Raw genomic sequence first — 19238 nt, 5'->3', positions numbered from 1 at the left:
ACTCCGGTCAGGCGGAATGCGCCGAGCTGAGCTCGTCCGACTCTGCGATCAATCGGGTCAGTTCAGCTTGTTCCGCGTCGTCCAATACCGACAGCCGCTTCCGGAAAGCCGCCACCGTGAGTTCCTCCGCGGCCGCCCAACGCTCGGCGAGCTGGGGCACCGCAGCAGCCTCGCGATTAGCCGCTTCGATATCCGCCTCGCGCCAGCCCAGGCTCTCGAAATGTTTCGGGCTGCTCAGCGCCGGATCAGCGATCATGGCCCATGGAATTTCCAGTCCCTGCACGGCGAGTGCTGCGAAGTGCAGTCCGCCGCGCAATTCACGCAACAGCATCAGCAGAAAGGCCGCGGCAGCCAACGGATCTTCCGGGCGCTCCACCCGGCGCCAAGCGCCGAAAAGCGCCAAGGCGGAGATTCCGGTCTGGTCCACCACCCGGCCGGCGAGTTCCACCAGCCGCTCCGGATCGCTCAATCCGGCCAAATGGCTCCTGCCCCAGGCAGAACAGACTCCGAGGTAGGCCGAAAGCGCCTCCGCCGCACTGACGCCCGCCGTTTTGCGCCACAGATGCTCGATCAGGCTGGGTTGGAAGATGCCCATGATTTCTGCGGCCGCAACCGCATTGACCTCGCCCAGCGCCGCAACCCGGCCGCGGAAGTACAACGCCGATCCGTGCATGCCGATCGCTTCACCGGCCGCCCTGATCTCCGGGGAAACCATGAACTTCGAGCCGACGCTCACCAGGGCATCTTTCGCCATTGAACTGCCTTTCCGCTTGGTTCCAGGGACTCGGCCTGCCGGTCCCCACGTACCTCCCACGGTACTGCAGAATGCCGCGCCCCCGGCCCGGTCCGGCAACTCGAATCGGTGCTGCTGGGAATCAGCGCGAGGTCGGGCCTGCCGTTCAAAAACGCGGCCGGATTCAGGGTTGACTCGACGGATGGAGATCAGGTCAGTCATCGAACGACGGATATTGCTCAACTACCAGCTCGACCGGGCACTTGCCCGGGACTTGCTGCCCGCACCGTTGCGCCCGCAGATCGTCCAGGGCAACGCGGTGGCCGGGACTTGTTTCATCCGCCTGGCGCAGGCCCGGCCGGCCGGAATTCCCGCTTCCTTGGGCTGGCGGATGGAAAATGCCGCGGACCGGATCGCGGTCGAATGGGACGGGCCCGACGGCGTGCAACGCGGGGTGTTCTTGCCGCAGCAGTTTTCCGGTTCGCGGTTCGCGGCAGCCAGCGGCCGGTGGCTGCCGGGCCCCGGCGAGCGCGGCACCTTCCGGGTCCAGGAAACCGACCGCGAATTCCGCCTCGAAATGCATGCGCGCGAACAGTTCACCCGAGTACATGCGAAGCGGGCCGAGAACTGGCACAGCGACCTGTTCCCGAGCCATCGAGCGGCCTCGGAATTCGTCGCGGCAAGTCCAGTTGCCTGGTCCGCAGCAGCCCGGACCGGGGTGCTCACCGGGGTCCGGCTCCGGACCGGGTATTGGGCCACCTCGCCGCTGGAGGTCCGCGAACTGGAGTCGTCGTTTTTCAATGCCCTGCCGGCGGATTCCGCGAGGTTCGACCATGCGTTGTTGATGCAGGCGATACCGGCCCGTTGGAGTCGAGCCGCAGGGCCATGAAAACACTGTGCGGATCGGCCGAATAGTCGGCGAAGGGCTCCGCCTCGGTGAAGCCGTGCGCCCGGTAAAGCCGCCGGGCCGGAGCGAAGAAATCCTGCGAACCGGTTTCCAGGAACAAACTCCGATAACCGCGCGTTCCGGCTTCCCGCACGATCTCGCCGAGGATCGCGCCGGCGACGCCGCGGCGCCGGGCGCCGCCCGCGGTCCGCATCGACTTGATCTCCCCCGAGGTCGCGGACAGCTGCTTCAAAGCACCGCAGCCCAGCAACGAGCCTGGTTCCCGTGCCGTCCAGAACGTGACGTCCGGTTGCTTCAGCCGGTCGAGGTCCAAGGCGTGCACGCTTTCGGCCGGGGAGGTTCGAAGCATCTCCTCGAGGTGTTCGGCCAACAAAGCGCGGACCTCCGGATGGTCCGGGCTTTCGGCGACGATCCGCATGCTGTTGGTCCTGTTCTGTTCGGATTGCCGGAGATCTTCGAATTCTAGCTACTGCAGCGATTCGACTCCGGCCAGCACCGCAGCCAAGCCCTCCTGGCTGGCCAGAATCCGGAAGTGTCCGGATCCGTGCAGCCGGAATTCCGCTGCACCGGGCAGCGTCCGGTCGCCCGGGATGTGCGGGTCAAAACTCGGCAGCACCGAGACGATCCGGGAATTGACTTCGGCCTGGGCGGCAAGCGCCCGGATGGTTTCGCTGTCCGGGCGGAATTCGCGCAAGGTCCGCCCCACCGCACGGGCGGCGTAACGCGAGCCCTGGAACGGCGTTGCCACGGCGACCATGCCGAGCACCGCCAAGCGGCCGCCTGCCGCACCTGATTCCGTTTGCCCGGCAGCAAAATCCAGCAACACCTGCTTGCCGATCAATCCGCCTTTGCTGTGCGCCACCAGGACCACCCGTTCGGTGCCGGACCCGGCCCGGGCTGCGATCCGTTCGAGTTCTGCGCTGAGCAGCCGTGCACCATGCATCACCGGGCGCCGGTTGTCGCCGAGGCCAGGCAGCGGAAGCACCCGGTAGCCGTGCCGATTGAGTTTGCGGGCCAGCGGCAGCATGAACCGCCAGGATTCATAGACCCCGGGAATCAGCACCAGCAACGGCTTCTCCGGGTCGCCTGCGGCGAGCGCACCCGGTTGCTCCCGGGAGACCCAGGCCAAGGTCTGGCCCCGTACCGCCGCGGCGTAATCGGCGGCCCGCTGGCCCCATCGTCTGCCCAGGCTCCGGTCCATGTGCACCAGCCTACGTTCCATCGCAGGACTCCGCGGCCCGGCGGTCCCGATCAGCTGGCGGACCGATCCGCCGGACCGGTAGATTTGGGCTTCAGATCGGAAGTGCTGCGGGGAAGGGAGATGCCGGATGACCAGGTTGCGCCCGCTCGCCGGCGCCCTGCTGCCGGCGGTTTCGCTGGGCTTGGTGCTGGCCGGCTGTTCGCTGCCCGCCGACGTCGCGAATGCCGAACGTGCGGCGGCGAAAGTCCATGACGCACTCTCTGCGCTCCCCGCAGTGCAGAGCGTGCTGAGTGAAGTCGACGACGGCGGGTTCGATGCCGGGATCAGGCGATACACCGTGGTCACGATGGACGATCCGGTCACCGTGGCGCAAATCCAGACGGTTGTTTCGACCTGGAATTCGCTGCCGGAAGGCGGTGCGGAACCGTTTCCGGTCGGCAAGGGCGAAAACCTCAACCTGAAGCTGGCCGCAGAGCCGACGGCTCTGCTGATGGTCGACCCGGGGTTGCGCGAAGCGGAGATCACCCCGTACGCAGCGGAATGGGCGCAGAACGCTTTTGACCGCCTGCCGAGCGAGACCAAGATTTCGAGAAAAGTGCTGAACAACGTTCCAGTCAGTACCAAGATTGTGCGGCCAGGCATCTCCCCCTCCGGTCAGGCGGCGCTGCTGGAACGGCTGAATCTGGCGACTCGGGAAGATCCGATGCTGGTGCGGATCCAATCTGGCCCACGGTCCTCCGACCAGTCGAGAGTCGACCCGCCGATGCAGCCCGCGCTGCCGGCCACGCTGCGCGGCTTCGAGGCGGCCTTCGCCCAGTTGGCCGAGATCGATCCGCAGAACGAACGGGCCTTCAGGTTCCGGACTGCTCCCGGAGAGAAAATCATGGTGGAGTTCACGCTGCCCGCGGCGCTTCCCCCGGATTTCAAGCCGAAAGCAGACAACGACCTTGCCGCGATCACCGGAACCGCCGCTTGGCCGCGGATCCAAGCGATCATGCAGACGGTGAAACCGGCGGCAACCGATCTTGTGGTCGGATTTGAGCTGCCCTCCGCGTCGATCGGAGCGTTCTCCGCAGCGGGGTGCCCACCTCCGAAGTACCCGGCGGGCGGTCAGGCAAACAACGTCAACCCGGGGCTGCAGGACGCCTGGCTGGAAATCCAGGGTTTGCCGGCCCCTACTGGATGCCCGCGCTCGGATTTCGACGCGCGCTCGACTCAATCCCCCTGGACCTGAAGGGAAACCCGGCAAACCATGACGTCGGCCAATCGCCCACTGCGAAAACTGGGCTTCTTGACCATGGGCCTCTTCGACGAGGCCGATCCATTCACCGGCCACCAGAACACGCTCCAGCTCATCACGCTCGGCGAAGAACTCGGCTTCGACAGCGTCTGGCTGCGGCAAAGGCATCTGCAATTCGGCATTTCCTCGCCGGTCGCGGTGCTCGCGGCGGCGAGCCAGCTCACCGAACGGATCGAATTCGGCACCGCGGTCATTCCGCTGGGCTTGGAAAATCCGCTTCGACTCGCCGAAGACCTGGCCACCGTCGATGTGCTTTCCGGCGGCCGGCTCAACCCGGGGCTGAGCGTCGGGCCGCCGATGCGTTTCGATGACTTCAAAACCCACCTCTACCCGGACAGCTGGGAACAGGAAAATTTCAGCTACACCAGGGTCGAGCGGCTATTGCACAACCTGCGCGGCGAGCCGGTGAGCAGCTTCGCCGGCAAAGCGGGCGTGGTCGAAGAGTACTCCAACCGGGTCCAACCGCACTCCCCGGGCCTGGCCGATCGGGTCTGGTACGGGGCCGGCAGCCTGCGCTCGGCGCAATGGGCCGGCGAGCAGAATCTCAATCTGCTGGTGAGCAGCGTGACCACGGCCGAGGATTCGGCGGACTTCGACGCGGCTCAATCCCGGCAGATCGAGCTTTTCCGCGAACGGCACCGGCAGGGCGGGGCCGCCCGAGTTTCCCAGGGGCTGGTGGTGATCCCCACCGACCACGCCTCGGCGGAACAAAAACTGCGTTATCGCAGATACGCCGCCAGCCGGCTGGAACGGACCCGATCGCCGCAAGGCCCCCGACGGATGCTTTTCGCTCCGGACCTGGTGGGCGACTCTTCGGACATCGCGGAACAACTGGCAGCCAACCGGGCGTTCCGCATGGTCGACGAAGTGGCTTTTGCGCTTCCGTTCAGTTTCGAGCCCGAAGACTACCGGCAGATCCTCAGCGACATCGCCGGATCCTTGGCACCGAAGCTCGGCTGGGTCCGCCCTGGAAATCCGGGCCCGAACTAGGCCTCCAGCTTCCTCCAGCCTGCACCCGGTACCATTGCGGCATCCGGCCATCGGGCACTTTTGAGGAGGACGCATGCCAGCCACGGCAAGCAAGCACCCGGTTCTCGAAATCCTCGCCGCACTCACCGGCGAAGAACTGCAACTCGCGCCGCATGTCGCATTCCGACTGCATCATTCGCTGCAAGGCGACTGGGCCGCGATCCTGGAAACCGCCGGGACGCTCTCCACTGAGCAACGTTCCGGCCAAGCCCTGCTCCCAGACCCGATGCCTTTGTCACCGGCGACGCAGGCCGCAGTGCGCGATCGGATCGCCGAACTGTCGGAGCGGGAACGTGCCATGCTGCTGCGGGCTGCAGTCTGCGTCTTCCGCCGGACTCAGCCGCTACTGGTTTCCTGCAATGCTTCGATGTCCGAGGCGGCAGCCAGTCGGGCCGCAGTGCATCTGCGGTTCGTCGCCGGTGGTTTCGAGTTCGAAGATCCCCGGATCCGAGCCGCAGTGCACGCCGGCGCCACACTCGGCGAGCGCAATGCCGCGCATGCCGATTTGGCTTTGGCCTTCGCCGCGGCCGGTGAAATCGACATGGCCCATTGGCACCGCACGCTCAGTACCGTCGAAGGCGATCAAGACCTTGCCTCGGGACTGCTGCGGGTGGCTCGGCGGGCCTTGTCCAGAGGGCAAGCCGCTTGGGCCCATTCGGTGACCAAAGAGGCGGTCTGCCATGCCCCGGCGGAACTCGTCGACGAAGCCCGATTGCTCGCCGCCGAGACCGCACTGCACGCCGGTTGCCTCGCGGAGGCTGATCGCTGGGCGAGTTCGGTGCAAAGCACAGCGCACCCCGACCTGCACCGGCGGGCCCAGCACTGCGCCGAGCAGATCGCAACGCTTTTGGCCGGGCGCTTGCCCGCGGCCTTGCTCCGCCCGGATGGCTCGGCCGGGGAGCTGCCGGAGCCGGCCGACGACGGACTGGGCGCTGAATACCGCCGGGTCGCCGAAGCTTTCCGGTTGGCCGAACAGGATGAGTTCGAAGCCGCGCTGCGGACGCTCTCGGATCCGGTGGAGCCGAATGCGGCCCCCGGCATTCCGGCCCGCCCCGGGTCGCCGACGCCGTTGCGGTTGGCAACCCGGCGGGTGGCCAGGTCGCTGGTCTACTACTGGTCCGGAAAATTGTGTTCCGCCGAGGCGGAACTGCAGGAAGCGGCCTTGCGCCTGCCGGTCGAATCGGTGCTGGGTGGCATCTCCGGACCGCTCGCACAGCGCTTGGGCATCGACATCTACGGCGAACCCGGCCCGATGGCTGCGGCCTTGAAGACCCGGAAGAGCCAGCCAGCGGATTCCACCGGTTCCTTGCTGGACCGCGCCACGCTGGCCTATCTGGCCGGCCAGCGCGCCGAAGCGGAAACCCTCTTGGCGGTGGCCGCAGAACGCGGAAATACCGCGGTGCAGAGCATCTATTTGCCCCAACCCGACGGCGGTGACCGATGGGGCCTCCTCGGGAACTCCGCCCGGCAGCGCGAATCGAGCCGGCTCCGAGCACGGATCGGCAGCAGCCAGCAAGCCGGGCTCGCGGAGCTGGCTACCGCCGCCGTCGTCCTCGGCCAGGCTCCGACCTCGCCCTTCGAACGCGGCCGTACCGAATTCGAGTTGGGCCGGGCTTTCGCCCGCTACCGCAATCGAGATGCCGCCCGGCACTATCTCCTGGCAGCCGCCTCGTCTTTCGAAGAGGCCGGTGCCGGGTTTTGGCGGCAAACCGCCGAATCCGAACTCTCCGGGGCCGCGGAAGGCCTGCCGCAACCGGTGCTCACGGCTTTGCCGCCACAATGCCCGGAGTGGACTGGGCCGTTGACCGAGCGGGAGTCGGAAGTGGCCCTGCTCGTAGCCGACGGCAGCGCGAACCGCGAGGTGGCGCTCGCCTTGCATTTGTCGGTGCGCACCGTGGAAGTCCATCTGAGCCGCGTCTTCGCGAAGTTGGGCGTACGGTCCCGGGTCGAATTGAGCATCCTGGCGCACCGTTCCGATGCCGGGCTGGGCCGCAGCGTCGGCTGAACCGGCGCGGACGTGGTTGCCGGAGTACGTGGAACTACTTACCCGGACGGCCTTCGCCGCCCTAATGATGTGGAAAGTACGGACGCGCGGAGGCACTGGACTTTCTAATCTTTGAAGACCGGTGCGGGCCGCCGCAACGGATCATCAACAGAAGGTCGGATATGTCTGAAAACATGAAGAAACGCCTTCCGCTCACGGTGACCATCGCTGCCGTAGCCGCAACTGCGGTCCTCGGCGCCGGGTTCGTGAGCGCCGCCTCCGCAAACCCCTCCGCGGCACCCGCGGCCGCTGCCCAGACCAGCACGATCAACGGGTACCGCAACGTCGGCTACTTCCCACAATGGGGCGTCTATGCACGAGATTTCAAACTCAAGAAATTGCAGGATTCGGGTGGAGCATCGAAGCTCACGAACCTGAATTACGCCTTCGGCAACATCAACAACCAGTCCCTTGAATGCTTCATCGCCAATAAGGCGCAGGGCGAAGGCCCTAATGGCTCGGACGGGGCCGGAGACGCCTGGGCCGACTTCGGCATGGGCTACACCGCGGCCAACTCGGTTGCCGGCGTGGCCGACGCTTGGGACCAGAAGCTCGCCGGTTCCTTCAACCAGCTCAAACAGCTCAAGGCCAAGAATCCCCAGCTGAAGCCGATGATTTCGATCGGCGGCTGGACCTGGTCCAAGAACTTCTCCCGGGCAGCGGCGACCGACGCGTCACGGAAAAAACTGGTTTCCAGCTGCGTGAACCTCTACCTGAAAGGCAATCTTCCGGTGATCGACGGCCGCGGCGGCGACGGCGCGGCGGCCGGCGTCTTCGAGGGCATCGACATCGACTGGGAATGGCCCGGATCGAACAATGGCAACGTCGGCAATAGCGTCGACACGGTCAATGACAAAGCCAATTTCAAGGCGTTGCTTAAAGAATTCCGCACCCAGATGGATGCCCTCGGCGCACAGACCGGCAAACGTTACGAGCTCAGCGCCTTCACTCCGGCGAATCCTGCCGACATCGCCTCCGGAGGCTGGAACGACCCGGAGATTTTCAACTACCTGGACTTCGGGAACGTCCAGGGTTATGACCTCTGGGGCGCCTGGGCGCCGACCATGGACGGGCATCAGGGAAACTTGTACGACGACCCGCAGGACCCCCGCCCGGCCAATCAGAAATTCAGTGTGGACAAGGCGATCAAGGCCTACACTTCCAATGGTGTGAAACCTAGCCAACTGACCATGGGCCTGGCCATGTACGGTCGTGGCTGGCAAGGCGTGACGAGTTCGACGCCTTGGGGAGCTGCTTCCTCCGGCGCGCCGGGCCGCTTCGAAACCGGGATCAACAACTACGACGACATCAAGAACGTCGGAACCGACTACTACAACGCCGCGATCGGTGCCGCATGGCGCTATGACGGCGACAAGTGGTGGAGCTACGACAACGCCCAGACGATCAAGCAGAAAGCCGATTACATCGAGGCGAACGGCTTGGGCGGCGGCATGTGGTGGGATCTCTCCGGCGATCAGAGCTTCACTTTGGGCTCGGCGTTGGTCGACAAGTTCCGGGCAGCCAAACCGGGCCCGGTCACCGGAGGGACCACCCCGCCCACTACTCCGCCGACCACGCCGCCGACGACGACCCCGCCGACGACCACCCCGCCCGGTGGTGCATGCGGCGGCCTGGCGGCGTGGTCGGCCTCAGCCGTGTACACCGCCGGCAACCAGGTCAGCTATCAAGGCCAGAAGTGGCAGGCCAAGTGGTGGACGCAGAACGAACCTCCGAAAACCGCCGACGGATACCCCTGGCAGCTGCTGGGCAATTGTTGACCCCGGGCCGGTGAGGACCGGTTCCTGAGGAATTGCGTGCTCCTCCCCCGAAACAAGCGGTCGTGGCGTCCACCCCCCTGAGACGCCACGACCGCTTTCGGCTTTCTCGCCCAACGCCGTCGGCCGATCAGAGTCCGGGATTCGGCGATACTGCGATCCGCTCCATGATTTCCGCAGCCCGCGCCAGTGCCGCACGGTCCGCGGCACTGAGCCCGACCAGGTTCGCGTCGAACCAGGCGTGACGCCGGGCCCGGTCCGCCAGGAAGAGCTCTTCGCCCTGCGCGGTGGCGGTGAAGATCACCTTCCGGCCGTCGCGCGGATCGCCGCCCCGCTCGGCGTAACCGGCCGAGGTCAGCCGGTTGACCACCTGGCTCATCGAAGCCGGAGTGACCCGTTGCAACTCGCTCAGATCCTTCAGGGTTTGCGGACCGGACTTGCAGAGCACCGAGAGCACTTCTGCGGCAGCATCGCCCAAATCGCCGCCACCGCGCTCGGCGCGGAACCTCCGGTACAGGCCGGCCACTGCGGAACGGACCGCGGCACAGGATTTCCTCCGCACCCGGGGCTTGTCTGCCGCGGACATCCGCAAAGTCTGGCTGGGCATCGGGTACCGTGACCTGCCCGCGGCCGACGTGGCACAGGTCACCGCCGCGCACCCGCGGCCGGATTTCAAACGGCAGATCCTCTCCGCCTTCGCGCAAGAAATCCGGCACCGCCCGGAAAGCACTTTCGGAAATGTCAATGCGGATGTACTGGCGCATTACTCGCCGGGCTTCGTCCGCGGTGATTTCGTCGAGGTGGTCCTGGGCAGCGAATGGCCGGAATAGCACGCTGCAGGCAACGTGGAAACCTGCCGAATCCGGCGCCACGCGCCGAGTTGCGCTTCGTCGACCGCTCCGCCGGGTGACCGGCTAAGTCCAGAATTGCCGTGCTGGAAAGCTTGGCTGCTCTTTGCGGAACCCGGCCTTCCGGGCGATTTTGGAATTCCGGCCCAGGATCAGCCTGACCTGCAGCGCCCGCTCGACGGCGAACGCCCGCAGCGGCGGTTTCTGCCAGGTCTTCTCGAACAGGAATTTGGCGGCAGCGACCGAGTCCGGCGAACGCGTCGAGATTTCTTCGGCCAAGGCAAGTGCAGCGGACACCGGATCCGGGCTGAGGCTGCTGACCAATCCGTAGTCCTTGGCCTCGGCTCCGGAAAATTTCTCCGCGGTCATGGTCAACCGTTTGGCGACGTCGATGCCCACCAGCTGTGCCAACGCAGCGCTGCCGGCCATGTCCGGGATCAGCCCCCATTTGGCTTCCATGATGGAGAACTCGCTGTCCGCGGTGGCAATCCGGAAGTCCGCGGCGAGCGCCAGTTGCGCACCGGCGCCATAAGCCCGGCCATGGACCGCCGCGATCACCGGGACCGGCAAGCGGCGCAGCGCCCAGAAAGCCTCTTGGAAGGTGTTCGTGCCGCGGAACGGCATCGGGATCAGGCCGCGGATGATCTTCTCCGGTTTTCCGAAGACATCCCCGATATCGATTCCGGCGCTGAACTCGCGGCCTTGCGCGCTGAGGACCACGGCGCGGATCTGCGGATTCTGCCGCACTCGCTTCGCAACTCGCGGCAGCGCCTGGAGAATCCCGGTATCGATCGCATTGAGCTTCTCCGGCCTGGCCAATTGGAGATGTGCGATCGGCCCGTCGAACCAGACTGCCAGGCCGTGCTCGGCCGCGGCTCCGGGACTCAACTCTGCCACGGAGTGTCCTCGGCTCCGGGACTGCGCTCAGTCCAGATCATGTCCCTGGTCTCAATCACCATAGTCAAACCATACGGGTACAGAACCGGCCAGCAGAACTCCCCGTTCTCGTCGACCATTTTGAACCGGACTTCGGAGAACCCCGGCAGCCGGTTGGAGACCACGTCGACGGAAATCGTCACCGTCTCGCCCGGAAGCGTGGTCGGAATCGGAGTGAGTTCGGCAGTATGCGGAAACAGCGGCGTGAGCGGCGTGATCCGTTTGCTCGACCTGCCGATCCACGGCACGTTCCCGGTATTGCGAATCGTCCAGGTTTTCACAAAAGCGGTGCCGAAGGGCATCAAGCTGCCATCGGGAACCGTCTCGGTGATGAATTCGCAGGTATCGACCTGCGGCGAGGTTTTGTCGTACGGGCGGGTCATCAGCCGGCTGGCTAGTTGCTCCGCGCGGAATCCGGCAGCCGTCTGCTGGAATTCGTCCCAATTGCGCAGCGACTTGGCCACAGCGGCAATGGTCGCGTCGCGGAAGTCGGGGCGCATCTTCTGACCGGATTTCGCGGTGAAGCTGTCCTCGGGGTTTCCGAGCAAGCTCCGCTTGTAGGTCATGAACGCCCAGGTGTCGCGGACTTTCTTGGTGTCCCGGGAAGCTATCCGCGGCCCCGGGTTGCCGCGCTGGATCAGGAAGAAATCATGGTCGTTGGGCACCCGGGAACAAAACAGGAACGCTTCCCCGGCCCGCAACAGGGCACGTTCTTTGGCTTCGGAAAGCGTCGGCTCGGTGAACATCGCGGCAAAATGGACCAGATCATTGAGATCGCGTTCGGACTCGCTCGTGGAACCAAAAAGCCGTTTCGCGACGCCGACCAATGCCGGGCAGGCCTGGACCCGCAAACTGTTGATTTTTTGTCGCGGCGAAAATCTTTCCGCGATTTCTGCGCAGCATGCTGATATCGTCGCTTCGTCGAGCGCCGTGCGATCCACTGCCACCGTAGTCCTGTCTGTTCAGTCCCCGCCGATCACTGCACGGCAATGAACCGGCAGATGCCGCGCTCACCGATTATTCCACAGCTTCCAGTCATTTGGCCGGGTCATTCCACTGTGGAAATGCTCGCATTCAGCATCCTGAAGAAGCCGAAATCTCGGAGATTCCGATCAGTCCGGTGCTCTGCGGATCTGCACGATGGACCCAGGAACACTCCGGGGCCTGCGCCATCCCGAGCCGGATCAACGCCGGGTCGAAGTCCCTGGTTTCGATGACAAAGGCCGCCCCATGGGGATAGCACGTGGGCCGGCGGAGCCCACGTTTTGGTCGACCATTCTGAACCGGAATTCGCCAGGTAGCCGATATTCGGACTGCCGGACATCGCTCGCTTGAACGCCCTAAAGCCCAGGAACCACGGACCCGCTTGGTCTTCATCGCCGAAGACCCATTGCTTTTTTCTGCGGCGCAAGCCGGTCGACGAGCTTTGCGCGGCACGGCGTCACGGGGCATCCCCGGTTCTGCCAAGCGGATGCCGGAAGGACAAACGGGGCCCGACGCAGCTGGATTATGCGGCTCTGATCCCCCAGGGCTTGGTCGAATCGAAGATCGCAGGATCGAGCAGCGAGGCTTCGCCAGAATGAACCTCGCAGACACTGAGGTGGATCCGGTCCATCGTGGCGCCGGGACCGCGGTACCGGCCCCAACGCCAGCCGGAGAACGCGCCGGCGATTTGGCCCCGGTGGATCAAAGAGGAGAATCGTCCGGTCCGCCGGCCGACGCCGCGCAGATATTCGGCCAGCCACATGCCGTCTTCTACGCTCAAACCGAGACCGGTGCCTTCGAAATCGACGCGGAGGTCCAAGGCATGGTCGACGCCTTCCGGATCGAGTCGATGCGATTCACAGACCGCTTCGTCGTCGAAGCCAAGGCCGTCCCCGGCGAGAACCTCACGCCCCCAACGGGCGACGACTTCGTCCCGCAAGGTCTGTGCGGCAAGGTCGAGCCGGCGGCCGGAACCGGTCTCCGGCGTTTCGCCCGACGCTTGTTGCCCTCGAAGCTGATTATCTCCGATTTCCATCAACATCTATAGTCCTTCTCGAGTAGCCAGCTTGGTTTGGTTCGCTGTGCGAACCCTGTGTTAAGCACACTCGATAGGAGCCGCTGGTTCAATCGATCTGGTTGGAACAATTTGTGGAAAAGCGTGGAAGATTTGGTTCAACTTCGCAAAATTCAACCCTCGTTATCGTCCTGCAATAAACCATTCAGGTGTGAAACCAAGGTATCCCCCGCAATCTGCTGAAGCGCTTCGCGTTTGCTTCCAGACGGATCCCGCCGCCCGACGTTGCACTTCAGTCGCGCCGTCGCAGCACCGCCATCGCACCCTTCGACGGGACCAAGGTGATGTGCTTGCTCTTGGGCCGTTCCACGCGTTGCTGCACCGCGCGGAGTTCCCAGGTCTGCAGGATGCTGCGCAGGATCTCCACCGCTTCGAGCAAGGAAAATCCGGCACCGATGCAGCGCCGCACCCCGCCGCCGAACGGCAACCAGTTCGACGTCGTGACACTGCCGTCCAAACACCGATCCGGCCGGAACACCCCGGGGTCGACGTGCTGGGTCCGGTCTTCGTGCACCAAGTCGATCGACGGCGAAACCATCACCCCGGCCGGAAGCCGGTAACCGGCCACTTCCGCCGGCTGCGTCAAGAGCCGGGAGGCACTGCCGATCACCGGTCGCAACCGCAACCCTTCTTTGAAACAGGCTTCCAGGAACTCATCGCCTTCCTTGTCCCGGCGATCCGCAGCCGCCACCGCCCGGGCCAGCTCCACCGGAGCACGCATCAACTCATGCAACGTCCACGCCAAACCATTCGACGTCGTCTCATGCCCGGCCAACAACAAGGTCACCAACTCATCCCGGATCTCCACATCCGACAATGCGTCACCGTCTTGGCCGCCGGCCCGGGCCATCCGGGCCAGCACGTCCGTCCGGGCAGCCAGATCCGGCGCATCCCGGCACTCCCGGATCTCCGCATACAACAACTCATCCAAGCCATCAAGGGTCCGCTTGAACGTTTTCCAGGGCCAGAGATAGCGGGTGGCGAACGGACTCAGGCTGCCCGCCATGACCACCACGTTGGCGTCGGTGATGCCTACTACCAACTTCCGCATTTTCGCGAGCCGCACCGGATCGGTCACCCCGAAAACCACCCGCAAAATGATCTCCAACGTCACGGCTTGGGTGTATTTGACCAGCTTGACCCGTCCTTCGGCCCAACCTGCGGTCTGCTGAGCCGTGATCTCGGCGATCAGCTCCCGATAACCGCGCAGCGAAGCGCCGGCGAAGGCCGGCATCAGCAACTTGCGGTGCCGCAGATGCGGATCCTCGTCCAACAGCAGCATCGAATGCTGCCCGACCACCGGTTTGAGCACCTCGCGATTCCCTTGCCCGGCGTGGAAGACGTTCGCCGGGCCGTTGAACAGGCTGCGGATTGCTTCGACGTCCGCGATCATCACCGTGGGCCGGCGCGGCAACCGTACCGTGAACACGGTTCCGTAGTGTTTCCGACCGTAGCGCATCAGCTCCGGCCTGGCGACGAAGTAGAGCATCCCCTGCAGCACTGCCGGCCATGCCGGTCCGGGCGGCAGCGTCGCGTACCGGCTCATCGGCGGCGGCTCAGGATCGCCCGGGCGCCCTTGGCCGGCACCAAGGTGATGTGCCGGGTCTTGGTGGCTTCCGGTTTTTCGGCCACCGGTGCCAGCTCCCACGTCTGCAGCACCTTGCGCAGGATCTCCACGGATTCCAGCATTGAGAAGCCGGCGCCGATGCAGCGCCGCACCCCGCCGCCGAACGGCAACCAGTTCGACGTCGTGAGGCTGCCGTCCAAACACCGATCCGGCCGGAACTCCCCGGGATCGGCATGCAGCGCATGATCGTGTTGCACCAGATCGATCGAGGGCGAGACCACGACGCCGGCCGGCAACTGGTAGCCGGCGATTTCGGCTGGTTCGGTCAGCCGCCGGGCCACGCCGCCGATCACCGGGCGGAGCCGCAACCCTTCTTTGAAACAGGCTTCCAGGAACTCATCGCCTTCCTTGTCCTGCCGATCCGCAGCCGCCACCGCCCGGGCCAGCTCCACCGGAGCACGCATCAACTCATGCAACGTCCACGCCAAACCATTCGACGTCGTCTCATGCCCGGCCAACAACAAGGTCACCAACTCATCCCGGATCTCCACATCCGACAAGCCATCAGCATCGTCACCGGCCCGCACCATCCGGGCCAGCACGTCCGTCCGGGCAGCCAGATCCGGCGCCTCCCGGCACTCCCGGATCTCCGCATACAACAACTCATCCAAGCCATCAAGGGTCCGCTGCAACCGGTTCCAGGGCCAAATCCGCTTCATCAGCACCGGGAACAGCGTGCCGGCCATGGTGAACAGGCTGGCACCGGTGACGCCCAGCACCAACGTCCGCATTTTCGCGAGCCGCACCGGATCGGTCACCCCGAAAACCACTCGCAAAATGATCTCCAACGTGATCGCCTGGGTATGCTCGGCCAAGCGGGTCCGTCCGGGGCGCCAGCCAGGTACTTCTTCATCGGCGATGGCCGCGATCAGTTCCCGATAGCCGCGCAGCGAAGCGCCGGCGAAGGCCGGCATCAGCAACTTGCGGTGCCGCAGATGGGGATCCTCATCGAGGATCAGCAAGGACTGGTCGCCCACAATCGGTTGCAGCACCCGGTTTCCTTCACCGGCGTGGAACGCCTGCGGCGAACCGCTGAAGAGCTTCCGGATCTCTTCGACTTCGGTGATCACCACCACGGACCGCTTCATGAACCGCACGGTGAACGCCGGACCGTACTTCGCCCGGCAATACCGCATCAATTGCGGCCGGGCGGTGAAGTAAATCAATGTCTGCAGCGCGATCGGCAGCTTGGGACCGTCCGGCAAGCCGTTTCCCGGCCGGAAGGCACTGATGTCTTTTCGCTTGATCCCCGACGACGCCGTCGCTGTCATGACGCTCTCCTTAGACCGCAGCCTTTCTTCGGTTATACCGCGCTGGAGAAGAGTGAAACGGCCGGTATCGGATACTTTTTGGCTTTCTCAGCAATCGCTTTGGATAGAGTTGGCACACCGAACAGCCGCACTCCGAAAGGCAGGACCATGACGAACTCCCCGGCGACGCCCCCGCAGTCCTCCCGCCCCGCCTGGCTGACCACCCGGCTGATCACCGCCGTCGGGTTGGCGATCCTTGCCGTGATCTTCATCGTCACGAACCAAGGCACGGTACGGGTCCAGATCCTGGTCTGGGCGGTGAATTCGCCGCTGTGGGCTTTGATCCTCGTGCTGCTCGTGGTCGGCATCGCGATCGGTTCGCTGTTCCCCTGGCTGAAATCCCGCAAAAAGAATTAGGCGTCGGCGACGCCATAGGGAGCGGGGACGCCATAGGGAGCGGGTCCGCAATCCAGATCCACGCCGCCGAAATTGGCGGGCGCCGGAGAAATTTCCGCGGCGTCAGCCAATTTCGACGGCGTCATCTTTTGTCGAGTTCTTCGCGCAGCGCCTGCAGCGGTCCGTCCCAATCGCGGGCCAGGGCAGTCAGGAATCGTTGCGCGACCCGGATCGGCTGCGATGACAACCGGAACCTGACCCGGCGGCCCTCCCCCGGCTCGGCCGTGACCAGCCCGGCGTCGGCGAGCAGTCCCAGATGCTTGGCGATGCCCTGCCTGGTGATCGGCAACGCCTGGCTCAATTCGGTTGCGGTGCGCGGACCGTGCGCAGCCAGTTTGGCCAGGATGCTTCGCCGGTTCGGATCCGCCAGCGCGGCGAACACCTGTTCCGCAACCGATTCGGTGCCGGACGGCGTCGCCGCGCCGGACGGCACCGCGCTGTCACGCGGCATTGAGGTAATCCACCAACTCGCCCAGTTCCCGGGGCCAGCCTTCGGTGTGCGAGGCGAACCCCTTGTCGTACAGATCCTGGGCCAGTTGCGCGAACCCGCTCTCGACGACGTGGATCCGGGTTCCGCCGGGAATCGGAGTCAAGCTGAATTCGACGTAGGTCCGCTGCGGGTTGTCGGCCGGTACTTCATCGACCCGCCAGGTGTAACCGAAGACGTTCGGCTCCTCCAGACGCTCGATCCGCAATTCGGCGTCGCTGCCTTCATCCCAATCCACCTGGGCCAGGCCGCCGACGCGGAGGTCGACGGTGGCCCGATTGCCGAACCAGCTGCCCAGGCCTTCGGCTGAGGTGATCGCCGTCCAAACCTGCTCCGGCGATTGCGGCACTTCGATGGTGCGTTCGATGTGATTCGGGAATCCCATGACATCTCCTCGTTGATTCGGCAGATCGCAACCCGCTATTGCAACCTAACGGTTGCGTCAATGCTCCGATCCGACCGCCCGCCGGAACGCCGCCACCGAACCCTCGATGTCAACCCGCCCGAGACGCCCGCTCATTGCCCAGAAAAACACCGGCCCCACCAACAGTCCGCAAGCCTGTTCCAACGGAACCCCGGAGCCGTCCGAATAGCCGGAGGCGAGCAGGGCTTTCCGCGCACTGCTCCGCAACACGTCGTTCGACGAAATCAGCTCCGCGACCACTTGGTCGTGCTGCGCTTCGCCGACCAGCGCACGGTAAGCCGCACCCGCCGCAGATTCCGTGAGGAAGCGCACCAGCTTCGTCGAATAGTCGGCCAGAATCTCCGCAGCAGACCCCTCAGCGGAGACCGCGAGCTCCTGCTCGGCGTCGATCACACTGGCCTCGAAAAGGATCTCCGCTTTGGTGGACCACCAGCGGTACACGGTCATCCGGGAGACCCCGGCCCGCTCGGCGATGCCCTTCATGTTCATCGCCGCATAGCCGACCTCGCCCAGCAGGTCGTCGACCGCATGCAGCACTGCGACGCGGGCTTTTTCACTTCGCGGCCGCCCGCCCGGTCCCGATTCTTCAATCATGCATCCATGATACCTGGACATCGTGTATCGTTATATTTAGTTTCGATACACGATGACTCATAACTGAGGAGATTCACCCATGACCTCGACCACGACCCGCCCCAAGCCGCAGCGGAAAGCTCCGCACCCCGGCCTGGTATTGGCGCTCATGTGCGCTTGCACCATCCTGGTCATCGGGTTCGTCGCCTCGATCAACCTCGCGGCACCGCTGATTTCGCGCAGCCAGTTGCAACCCAGCGCCTCCAACCTGCTCTGGATCGTGGACATCTACGTGGTGATCTTCGCTTCGTTCGTGCTTCCGTCCGGTGCTGCGGGAGACCGGTTCGGCCGCAAAGGCGTGCTGACCACCGGCTTGATCGTCTTCGCGCTCGGCGCGGCGCTGTGCGCATTGGCTCCCGACGTGCTGCTCATGCTGCTGGGCCGGACCGTCACCGGCTTCGGCGCGGCCTTGGTGCTGCCGAACTGCGTCGGCATGATCGTCAACGTCACCCCGGCCGAGCACCGGAACCGGGCCCTGGGCATCTGGGCGGCGACCACCGGGTTCGGCGGCGTGATCGGCAACCTCGGCGGCGGTGCGCTGCTGAGCACCGGCAGCTGGCAAAGCCTCTTCATCGCAGCGGCGGCAATCGCCGCCCTGCTCGCCGTCTGCATGGGGATCGCGGCCCCGCGGACAGCCCGCCACCAACGAAACCTCGACCCGATGGGGACGCTTCTTTTCGTCCTGGCCGTCCTGGCCTTGCTGATCGGCGTCATCGAAGGACCCGAACAAGGCTGGGCGAGCTTCACGGTGCTCTTCGCCTTCTGCCTCGGCGCCGTGCTGATCGGTGCCTGGGTTCTGGTCGAACTCCGGGTACGCCACCCGATGCTGGATCCGCGCCTGTTCCGGAATCCGCTGCTCAGCAGTGCCTGCTTCGGCATGTTGATCATGTTCTTCGGCAACTTCGGCCTGTTCTACGTCAATGCCTCGGTGCTGCAGTACAGCCGCGGCTATTCCGTGTTGCAGGCCGGTCTGGGCATCTTGCCGACCACCATTCCGGTCCTGTTGAGCCCGCTCTATGCGCGGAAAACCCGCAACCGGCTGGGCGTCCCGTTGACGCTGGGCGCGGCATTCCTGCTGACCAGTCTGGGCTTGTTCGGCATCTCGCAGGCCGCACAGCAGCCGCACCCCGTCTATGCCCTCTGGCTGCTGGTCATCGGGACCGGCTTGGCTCTGGCGCTGCCCAGCCTGACCACGGAAATCGCGGCAGCGCTACCCGCCGAACAAGCCGGCATCGCCGGCGGTTTGCAATCCGCGACCCGGGAACTCGGCAGCGCCATCGGCGTCGCGGTCGTCGGCACCGTGCTGACCGTGAGCTTCACCCAGGGTCTGCCGGTTGGCCTGCAAACCTCGCACACGGTCGCGCAGGCGTTGCTCCAGGCACCGGAACAGCACGCCGCAATCATCGCGGCGTTCACCACCGGAGCGGACACCGCCCTGCTCGCGGCCAGCATCATCACCTTCCTGGCGGGCGGGGTCGTAGTGGCCGGAGCCTTCCGCGCCCGACGGTTCAGCCGGGTGCCGGGGTAGG

The 19238-nt window shown here is 65.0% G+C and carries 20 protein-coding genes; 8 read left to right on the top strand and 12 right to left on the bottom strand.

The features are described 5' to 3' along the window. Positions 1 to 7 precede the first annotated feature (7 nt). The gene (locus JOE69_RS16415; protein WP_309800568.1) at positions 8 to 754 is read right to left on the bottom strand and encodes an SCO6745 family protein; all 747 of its coding nucleotides are present in this window, start codon (positions 752 to 754) and stop codon (positions 8 to 10) included. Between the two features lie 181 nt (positions 755 to 935). Between JOE69_RS16415 and JOE69_RS16410 the strand changes: the two genes are divergently transcribed. After that, positions 936 to 1622, top strand: coding sequence for a DUF2071 domain-containing protein (locus tag JOE69_RS16410; RefSeq protein ID WP_309800566.1), 687 nt, complete (start codon positions 936 to 938; stop codon positions 1620 to 1622). On the opposite strand, the gene JOE69_RS16405 is transcribed toward JOE69_RS16410, so the two are convergent. Beyond that, positions 1531 to 2058 carry a GNAT family N-acetyltransferase gene (locus tag JOE69_RS16405; RefSeq protein ID WP_309800564.1) on the bottom strand — a complete coding sequence of 176 codons (528 nt, stop codon included), beginning with the start codon at positions 2056 to 2058 and terminating at the stop codon, positions 1531 to 1533. The two genes, JOE69_RS16410 and JOE69_RS16405, sit on opposite strands and share 92 nt — an antisense overlap. 48 nt (positions 2059 to 2106) lie before the next feature. After that, positions 2107 to 2862 carry an esterase/lipase family protein gene (locus tag JOE69_RS16400; RefSeq protein ID WP_309800562.1) on the bottom strand — a complete coding sequence of 252 codons (756 nt, stop codon included), beginning with the start codon at positions 2860 to 2862 and terminating at the stop codon, positions 2107 to 2109. A 106-nt stretch (positions 2863 to 2968) separates the two neighbouring features. Between JOE69_RS16400 and JOE69_RS16395 the strand changes: the two genes are divergently transcribed. The 4 genes from JOE69_RS16395 (at position 2969) to JOE69_RS16380 (ending at position 8992) form a co-directional block, all read left to right on the top strand. Continuing rightward, complete coding sequence (locus JOE69_RS16395; RefSeq protein WP_309800560.1) at positions 2969 to 4075, top strand: hypothetical protein; 1107 nt, start codon at positions 2969 to 2971, stop codon at positions 4073 to 4075. Between the two features lie 18 nt (positions 4076 to 4093). After that, a complete protein-coding gene (locus JOE69_RS16390) occupies positions 4094 to 5131 on the top strand; it encodes an LLM class flavin-dependent oxidoreductase (protein ID WP_309800558.1) in 1038 nt (345 codons plus the stop codon). Positions 5132 to 5204: 73 nt separating this feature from the next. Next, positions 5205 to 7175 (top strand): helix-turn-helix transcriptional regulator, encoded by a 1971-nt coding sequence (locus JOE69_RS16385; RefSeq protein ID WP_309800556.1) that lies wholly within the window; start codon positions 5205 to 5207, stop codon positions 7173 to 7175. Between the two features lie 173 nt (positions 7176 to 7348). Beyond that, the gene (locus tag JOE69_RS16380) at positions 7349 to 8992 is read left to right on the top strand and encodes a glycosyl hydrolase family 18 protein (protein WP_309800554.1); all 1644 of its coding nucleotides are present in this window, start codon (positions 7349 to 7351) and stop codon (positions 8990 to 8992) included. Between the two features lie 127 nt (positions 8993 to 9119). On the opposite strand, the gene JOE69_RS16375 is transcribed toward JOE69_RS16380, so the two are convergent. Next, a complete protein-coding gene (locus JOE69_RS16375) occupies positions 9120 to 9575 on the bottom strand; it encodes a MarR family winged helix-turn-helix transcriptional regulator (RefSeq protein ID WP_309800552.1) in 456 nt (151 codons plus the stop codon). Between JOE69_RS16375 and JOE69_RS16370 the strand changes: the two genes are divergently transcribed. Further along, the gene (locus JOE69_RS16370; RefSeq protein WP_309800550.1) at positions 9559 to 9819 is read left to right on the top strand and encodes a hypothetical protein; all 261 of its coding nucleotides are present in this window, start codon (positions 9559 to 9561) and stop codon (positions 9817 to 9819) included. The two genes, JOE69_RS16375 and JOE69_RS16370, sit on opposite strands and share 17 nt — an antisense overlap. 84 nt (positions 9820 to 9903) lie before the next feature. Here the strand turns inward: JOE69_RS16370 and JOE69_RS16365 are convergent, their stop codons facing one another. The 5 genes from JOE69_RS16365 to JOE69_RS16345 form a co-directional block, all read right to left on the bottom strand. Continuing rightward, positions 9904 to 10734, bottom strand: a complete 831-nt coding sequence (locus JOE69_RS16365; RefSeq protein ID WP_309800549.1) for a crotonase/enoyl-CoA hydratase family protein — start codon at positions 10732 to 10734, stop codon at positions 9904 to 9906. Continuing rightward, positions 10722 to 11624: an NBR1-Ig-like domain-containing protein gene (locus JOE69_RS16360; protein ID WP_309800547.1), complete on the bottom strand. Its 903-nt coding sequence runs from the start codon at positions 11622 to 11624 to the stop codon at positions 10722 to 10724. Before JOE69_RS16360 ends, JOE69_RS16365 begins: the two co-directional genes overlap by 13 nt. A gap of 656 nt (positions 11625 to 12280) precedes the next feature. Continuing rightward, positions 12281 to 12793 carry a hypothetical protein gene (locus JOE69_RS16355; protein ID WP_309800545.1) on the bottom strand — a complete coding sequence of 171 codons (513 nt, stop codon included), beginning with the start codon at positions 12791 to 12793 and terminating at the stop codon, positions 12281 to 12283. Between the two features lie 271 nt (positions 12794 to 13064). Further along, on the bottom strand, positions 13065 to 14378 hold the full coding sequence (locus tag JOE69_RS16350; RefSeq protein ID WP_309800543.1) for a cytochrome P450: 1314 nt from the start codon (positions 14376 to 14378) through the stop codon (positions 13065 to 13067). Continuing rightward, the gene (locus JOE69_RS16345) at positions 14375 to 15730 is read right to left on the bottom strand and encodes a cytochrome P450 (RefSeq protein WP_309800541.1); all 1356 of its coding nucleotides are present in this window, start codon (positions 15728 to 15730) and stop codon (positions 14375 to 14377) included. Before JOE69_RS16345 ends, JOE69_RS16350 begins: the two co-directional genes overlap by 4 nt. A gap of 147 nt (positions 15731 to 15877) precedes the next feature. On the opposite strand from JOE69_RS16345, the gene JOE69_RS16340 reads away from it, so the two are divergent. Then, positions 15878 to 16126, top strand: coding sequence for a LapA family protein (locus JOE69_RS16340; RefSeq protein ID WP_309800539.1), 249 nt, complete (start codon positions 15878 to 15880; stop codon positions 16124 to 16126). Positions 16127 to 16247: 121 nt separating this feature from the next. Here JOE69_RS16340 and JOE69_RS16335 read toward each other — a convergent pair whose 3' ends face one another. The 3 genes from JOE69_RS16335 to JOE69_RS16325 are packed head-to-tail and all read right to left on the bottom strand — an operon-like array spanning position 16248 to position 17670. Next, positions 16248 to 16616, bottom strand: coding sequence for an ArsR/SmtB family transcription factor (locus JOE69_RS16335; RefSeq protein WP_309800537.1), 369 nt, complete (start codon positions 16614 to 16616; stop codon positions 16248 to 16250). Then, complete coding sequence (locus JOE69_RS16330) at positions 16606 to 17037, bottom strand: SRPBCC domain-containing protein (RefSeq protein WP_309800535.1); 432 nt, start codon at positions 17035 to 17037, stop codon at positions 16606 to 16608. Before JOE69_RS16330 ends, JOE69_RS16335 begins: the two co-directional genes overlap by 11 nt. 57 nt (positions 17038 to 17094) lie before the next feature. Further along, positions 17095 to 17670, bottom strand: coding sequence for a TetR/AcrR family transcriptional regulator (locus JOE69_RS16325; RefSeq protein ID WP_296361308.1), 576 nt, complete (start codon positions 17668 to 17670; stop codon positions 17095 to 17097). Between the two features lie 79 nt (positions 17671 to 17749). On the opposite strand from JOE69_RS16325, the gene JOE69_RS16320 reads away from it, so the two are divergent. Then, positions 17750 to 19237, top strand: coding sequence for an MFS transporter (locus tag JOE69_RS16320; RefSeq protein WP_309800532.1), 1488 nt, complete (start codon positions 17750 to 17752; stop codon positions 19235 to 19237). The last annotated feature ends 1 nt before the right edge of the window (position 19238 follow it).

The organism is Arthrobacter russicus (assembly GCF_031454135.1).
Lineage (GTDB): Bacteria > Actinomycetota > Actinomycetes > Actinomycetales > Micrococcaceae > Renibacterium > Renibacterium russicum.
This window is presented reverse-complemented; position numbering and strand designations above follow the sequence as displayed.

What these genes read in the sequence shown, in the direction of transcription:
- JOE69_RS16380 (WP_309800554.1), top strand. Translation starts at nt 7,349, where the DNA reads ATGAAGAAACGCCTTCCGCTCACGGTGACCATCGCTGCCGTAGCCGCA.
- JOE69_RS16395 (WP_309800560.1), top strand. Translation starts at nt 2,969, where the DNA reads ATGACCAGGTTGCGCCCGCTCGCCGGCGCCCTGCTGCCGGCGGTTTCG.
- JOE69_RS16400 (WP_309800562.1), bottom strand. Translation starts at nt 2,862, where the DNA reads ATGGAACGTAGGCTGGTGCACATGGACCGGAGCCTGGGCAGACGATGG.
- JOE69_RS16415 (WP_309800568.1), bottom strand. Translation starts at nt 754, where the DNA reads ATGGCGAAAGATGCCCTGGTGAGCGTCGGCTCGAAGTTCATGGTTTCC.
- JOE69_RS16405 (WP_309800564.1), bottom strand. Translation starts at nt 2,058, where the DNA reads ATGCGGATCGTCGCCGAAAGCCCGGACCATCCGGAGGTCCGCGCTTTG.
- JOE69_RS16350 (WP_309800543.1), bottom strand. Translation starts at nt 14,378, where the DNA reads ATGAGCCGGTACGCGACGCTGCCGCCCGGACCGGCATGGCCGGCAGTG.
- JOE69_RS16330 (WP_309800535.1), bottom strand. Translation starts at nt 17,037, where the DNA reads ATGGGATTCCCGAATCACATCGAACGCACCATCGAAGTGCCGCAATCG.
- JOE69_RS16375 (WP_309800552.1), bottom strand. Translation starts at nt 9,575, where the DNA reads ATGTCCGCGGCAGACAAGCCCCGGGTGCGGAGGAAATCCTGTGCCGCG.
- JOE69_RS16325 (WP_296361308.1), bottom strand. Translation starts at nt 17,670, where the DNA reads ATGATTGAAGAATCGGGACCGGGCGGGCGGCCGCGAAGTGAAAAAGCC.
- JOE69_RS16340 (WP_309800539.1), top strand. Translation starts at nt 15,878, where the DNA reads ATGACGAACTCCCCGGCGACGCCCCCGCAGTCCTCCCGCCCCGCCTGG.
- JOE69_RS16335 (WP_309800537.1), bottom strand. Translation starts at nt 16,616, where the DNA reads ATGCCGCGTGACAGCGCGGTGCCGTCCGGCGCGGCGACGCCGTCCGGC.
- JOE69_RS16355 (WP_309800545.1), bottom strand. Translation starts at nt 12,793, where the DNA reads ATGGAAATCGGAGATAATCAGCTTCGAGGGCAACAAGCGTCGGGCGAA.
- JOE69_RS16345 (WP_309800541.1), bottom strand. Translation starts at nt 15,730, where the DNA reads ATGACAGCGACGGCGTCGTCGGGGATCAAGCGAAAAGACATCAGTGCC.
- JOE69_RS16385 (WP_309800556.1), top strand. Translation starts at nt 5,205, where the DNA reads ATGCCAGCCACGGCAAGCAAGCACCCGGTTCTCGAAATCCTCGCCGCA.
- JOE69_RS16390 (WP_309800558.1), top strand. Translation starts at nt 4,094, where the DNA reads ATGACGTCGGCCAATCGCCCACTGCGAAAACTGGGCTTCTTGACCATG.
- JOE69_RS16320 (WP_309800532.1), top strand. Translation starts at nt 17,750, where the DNA reads ATGACCTCGACCACGACCCGCCCCAAGCCGCAGCGGAAAGCTCCGCAC.
- JOE69_RS16410 (WP_309800566.1), top strand. Translation starts at nt 936, where the DNA reads ATGGAGATCAGGTCAGTCATCGAACGACGGATATTGCTCAACTACCAG.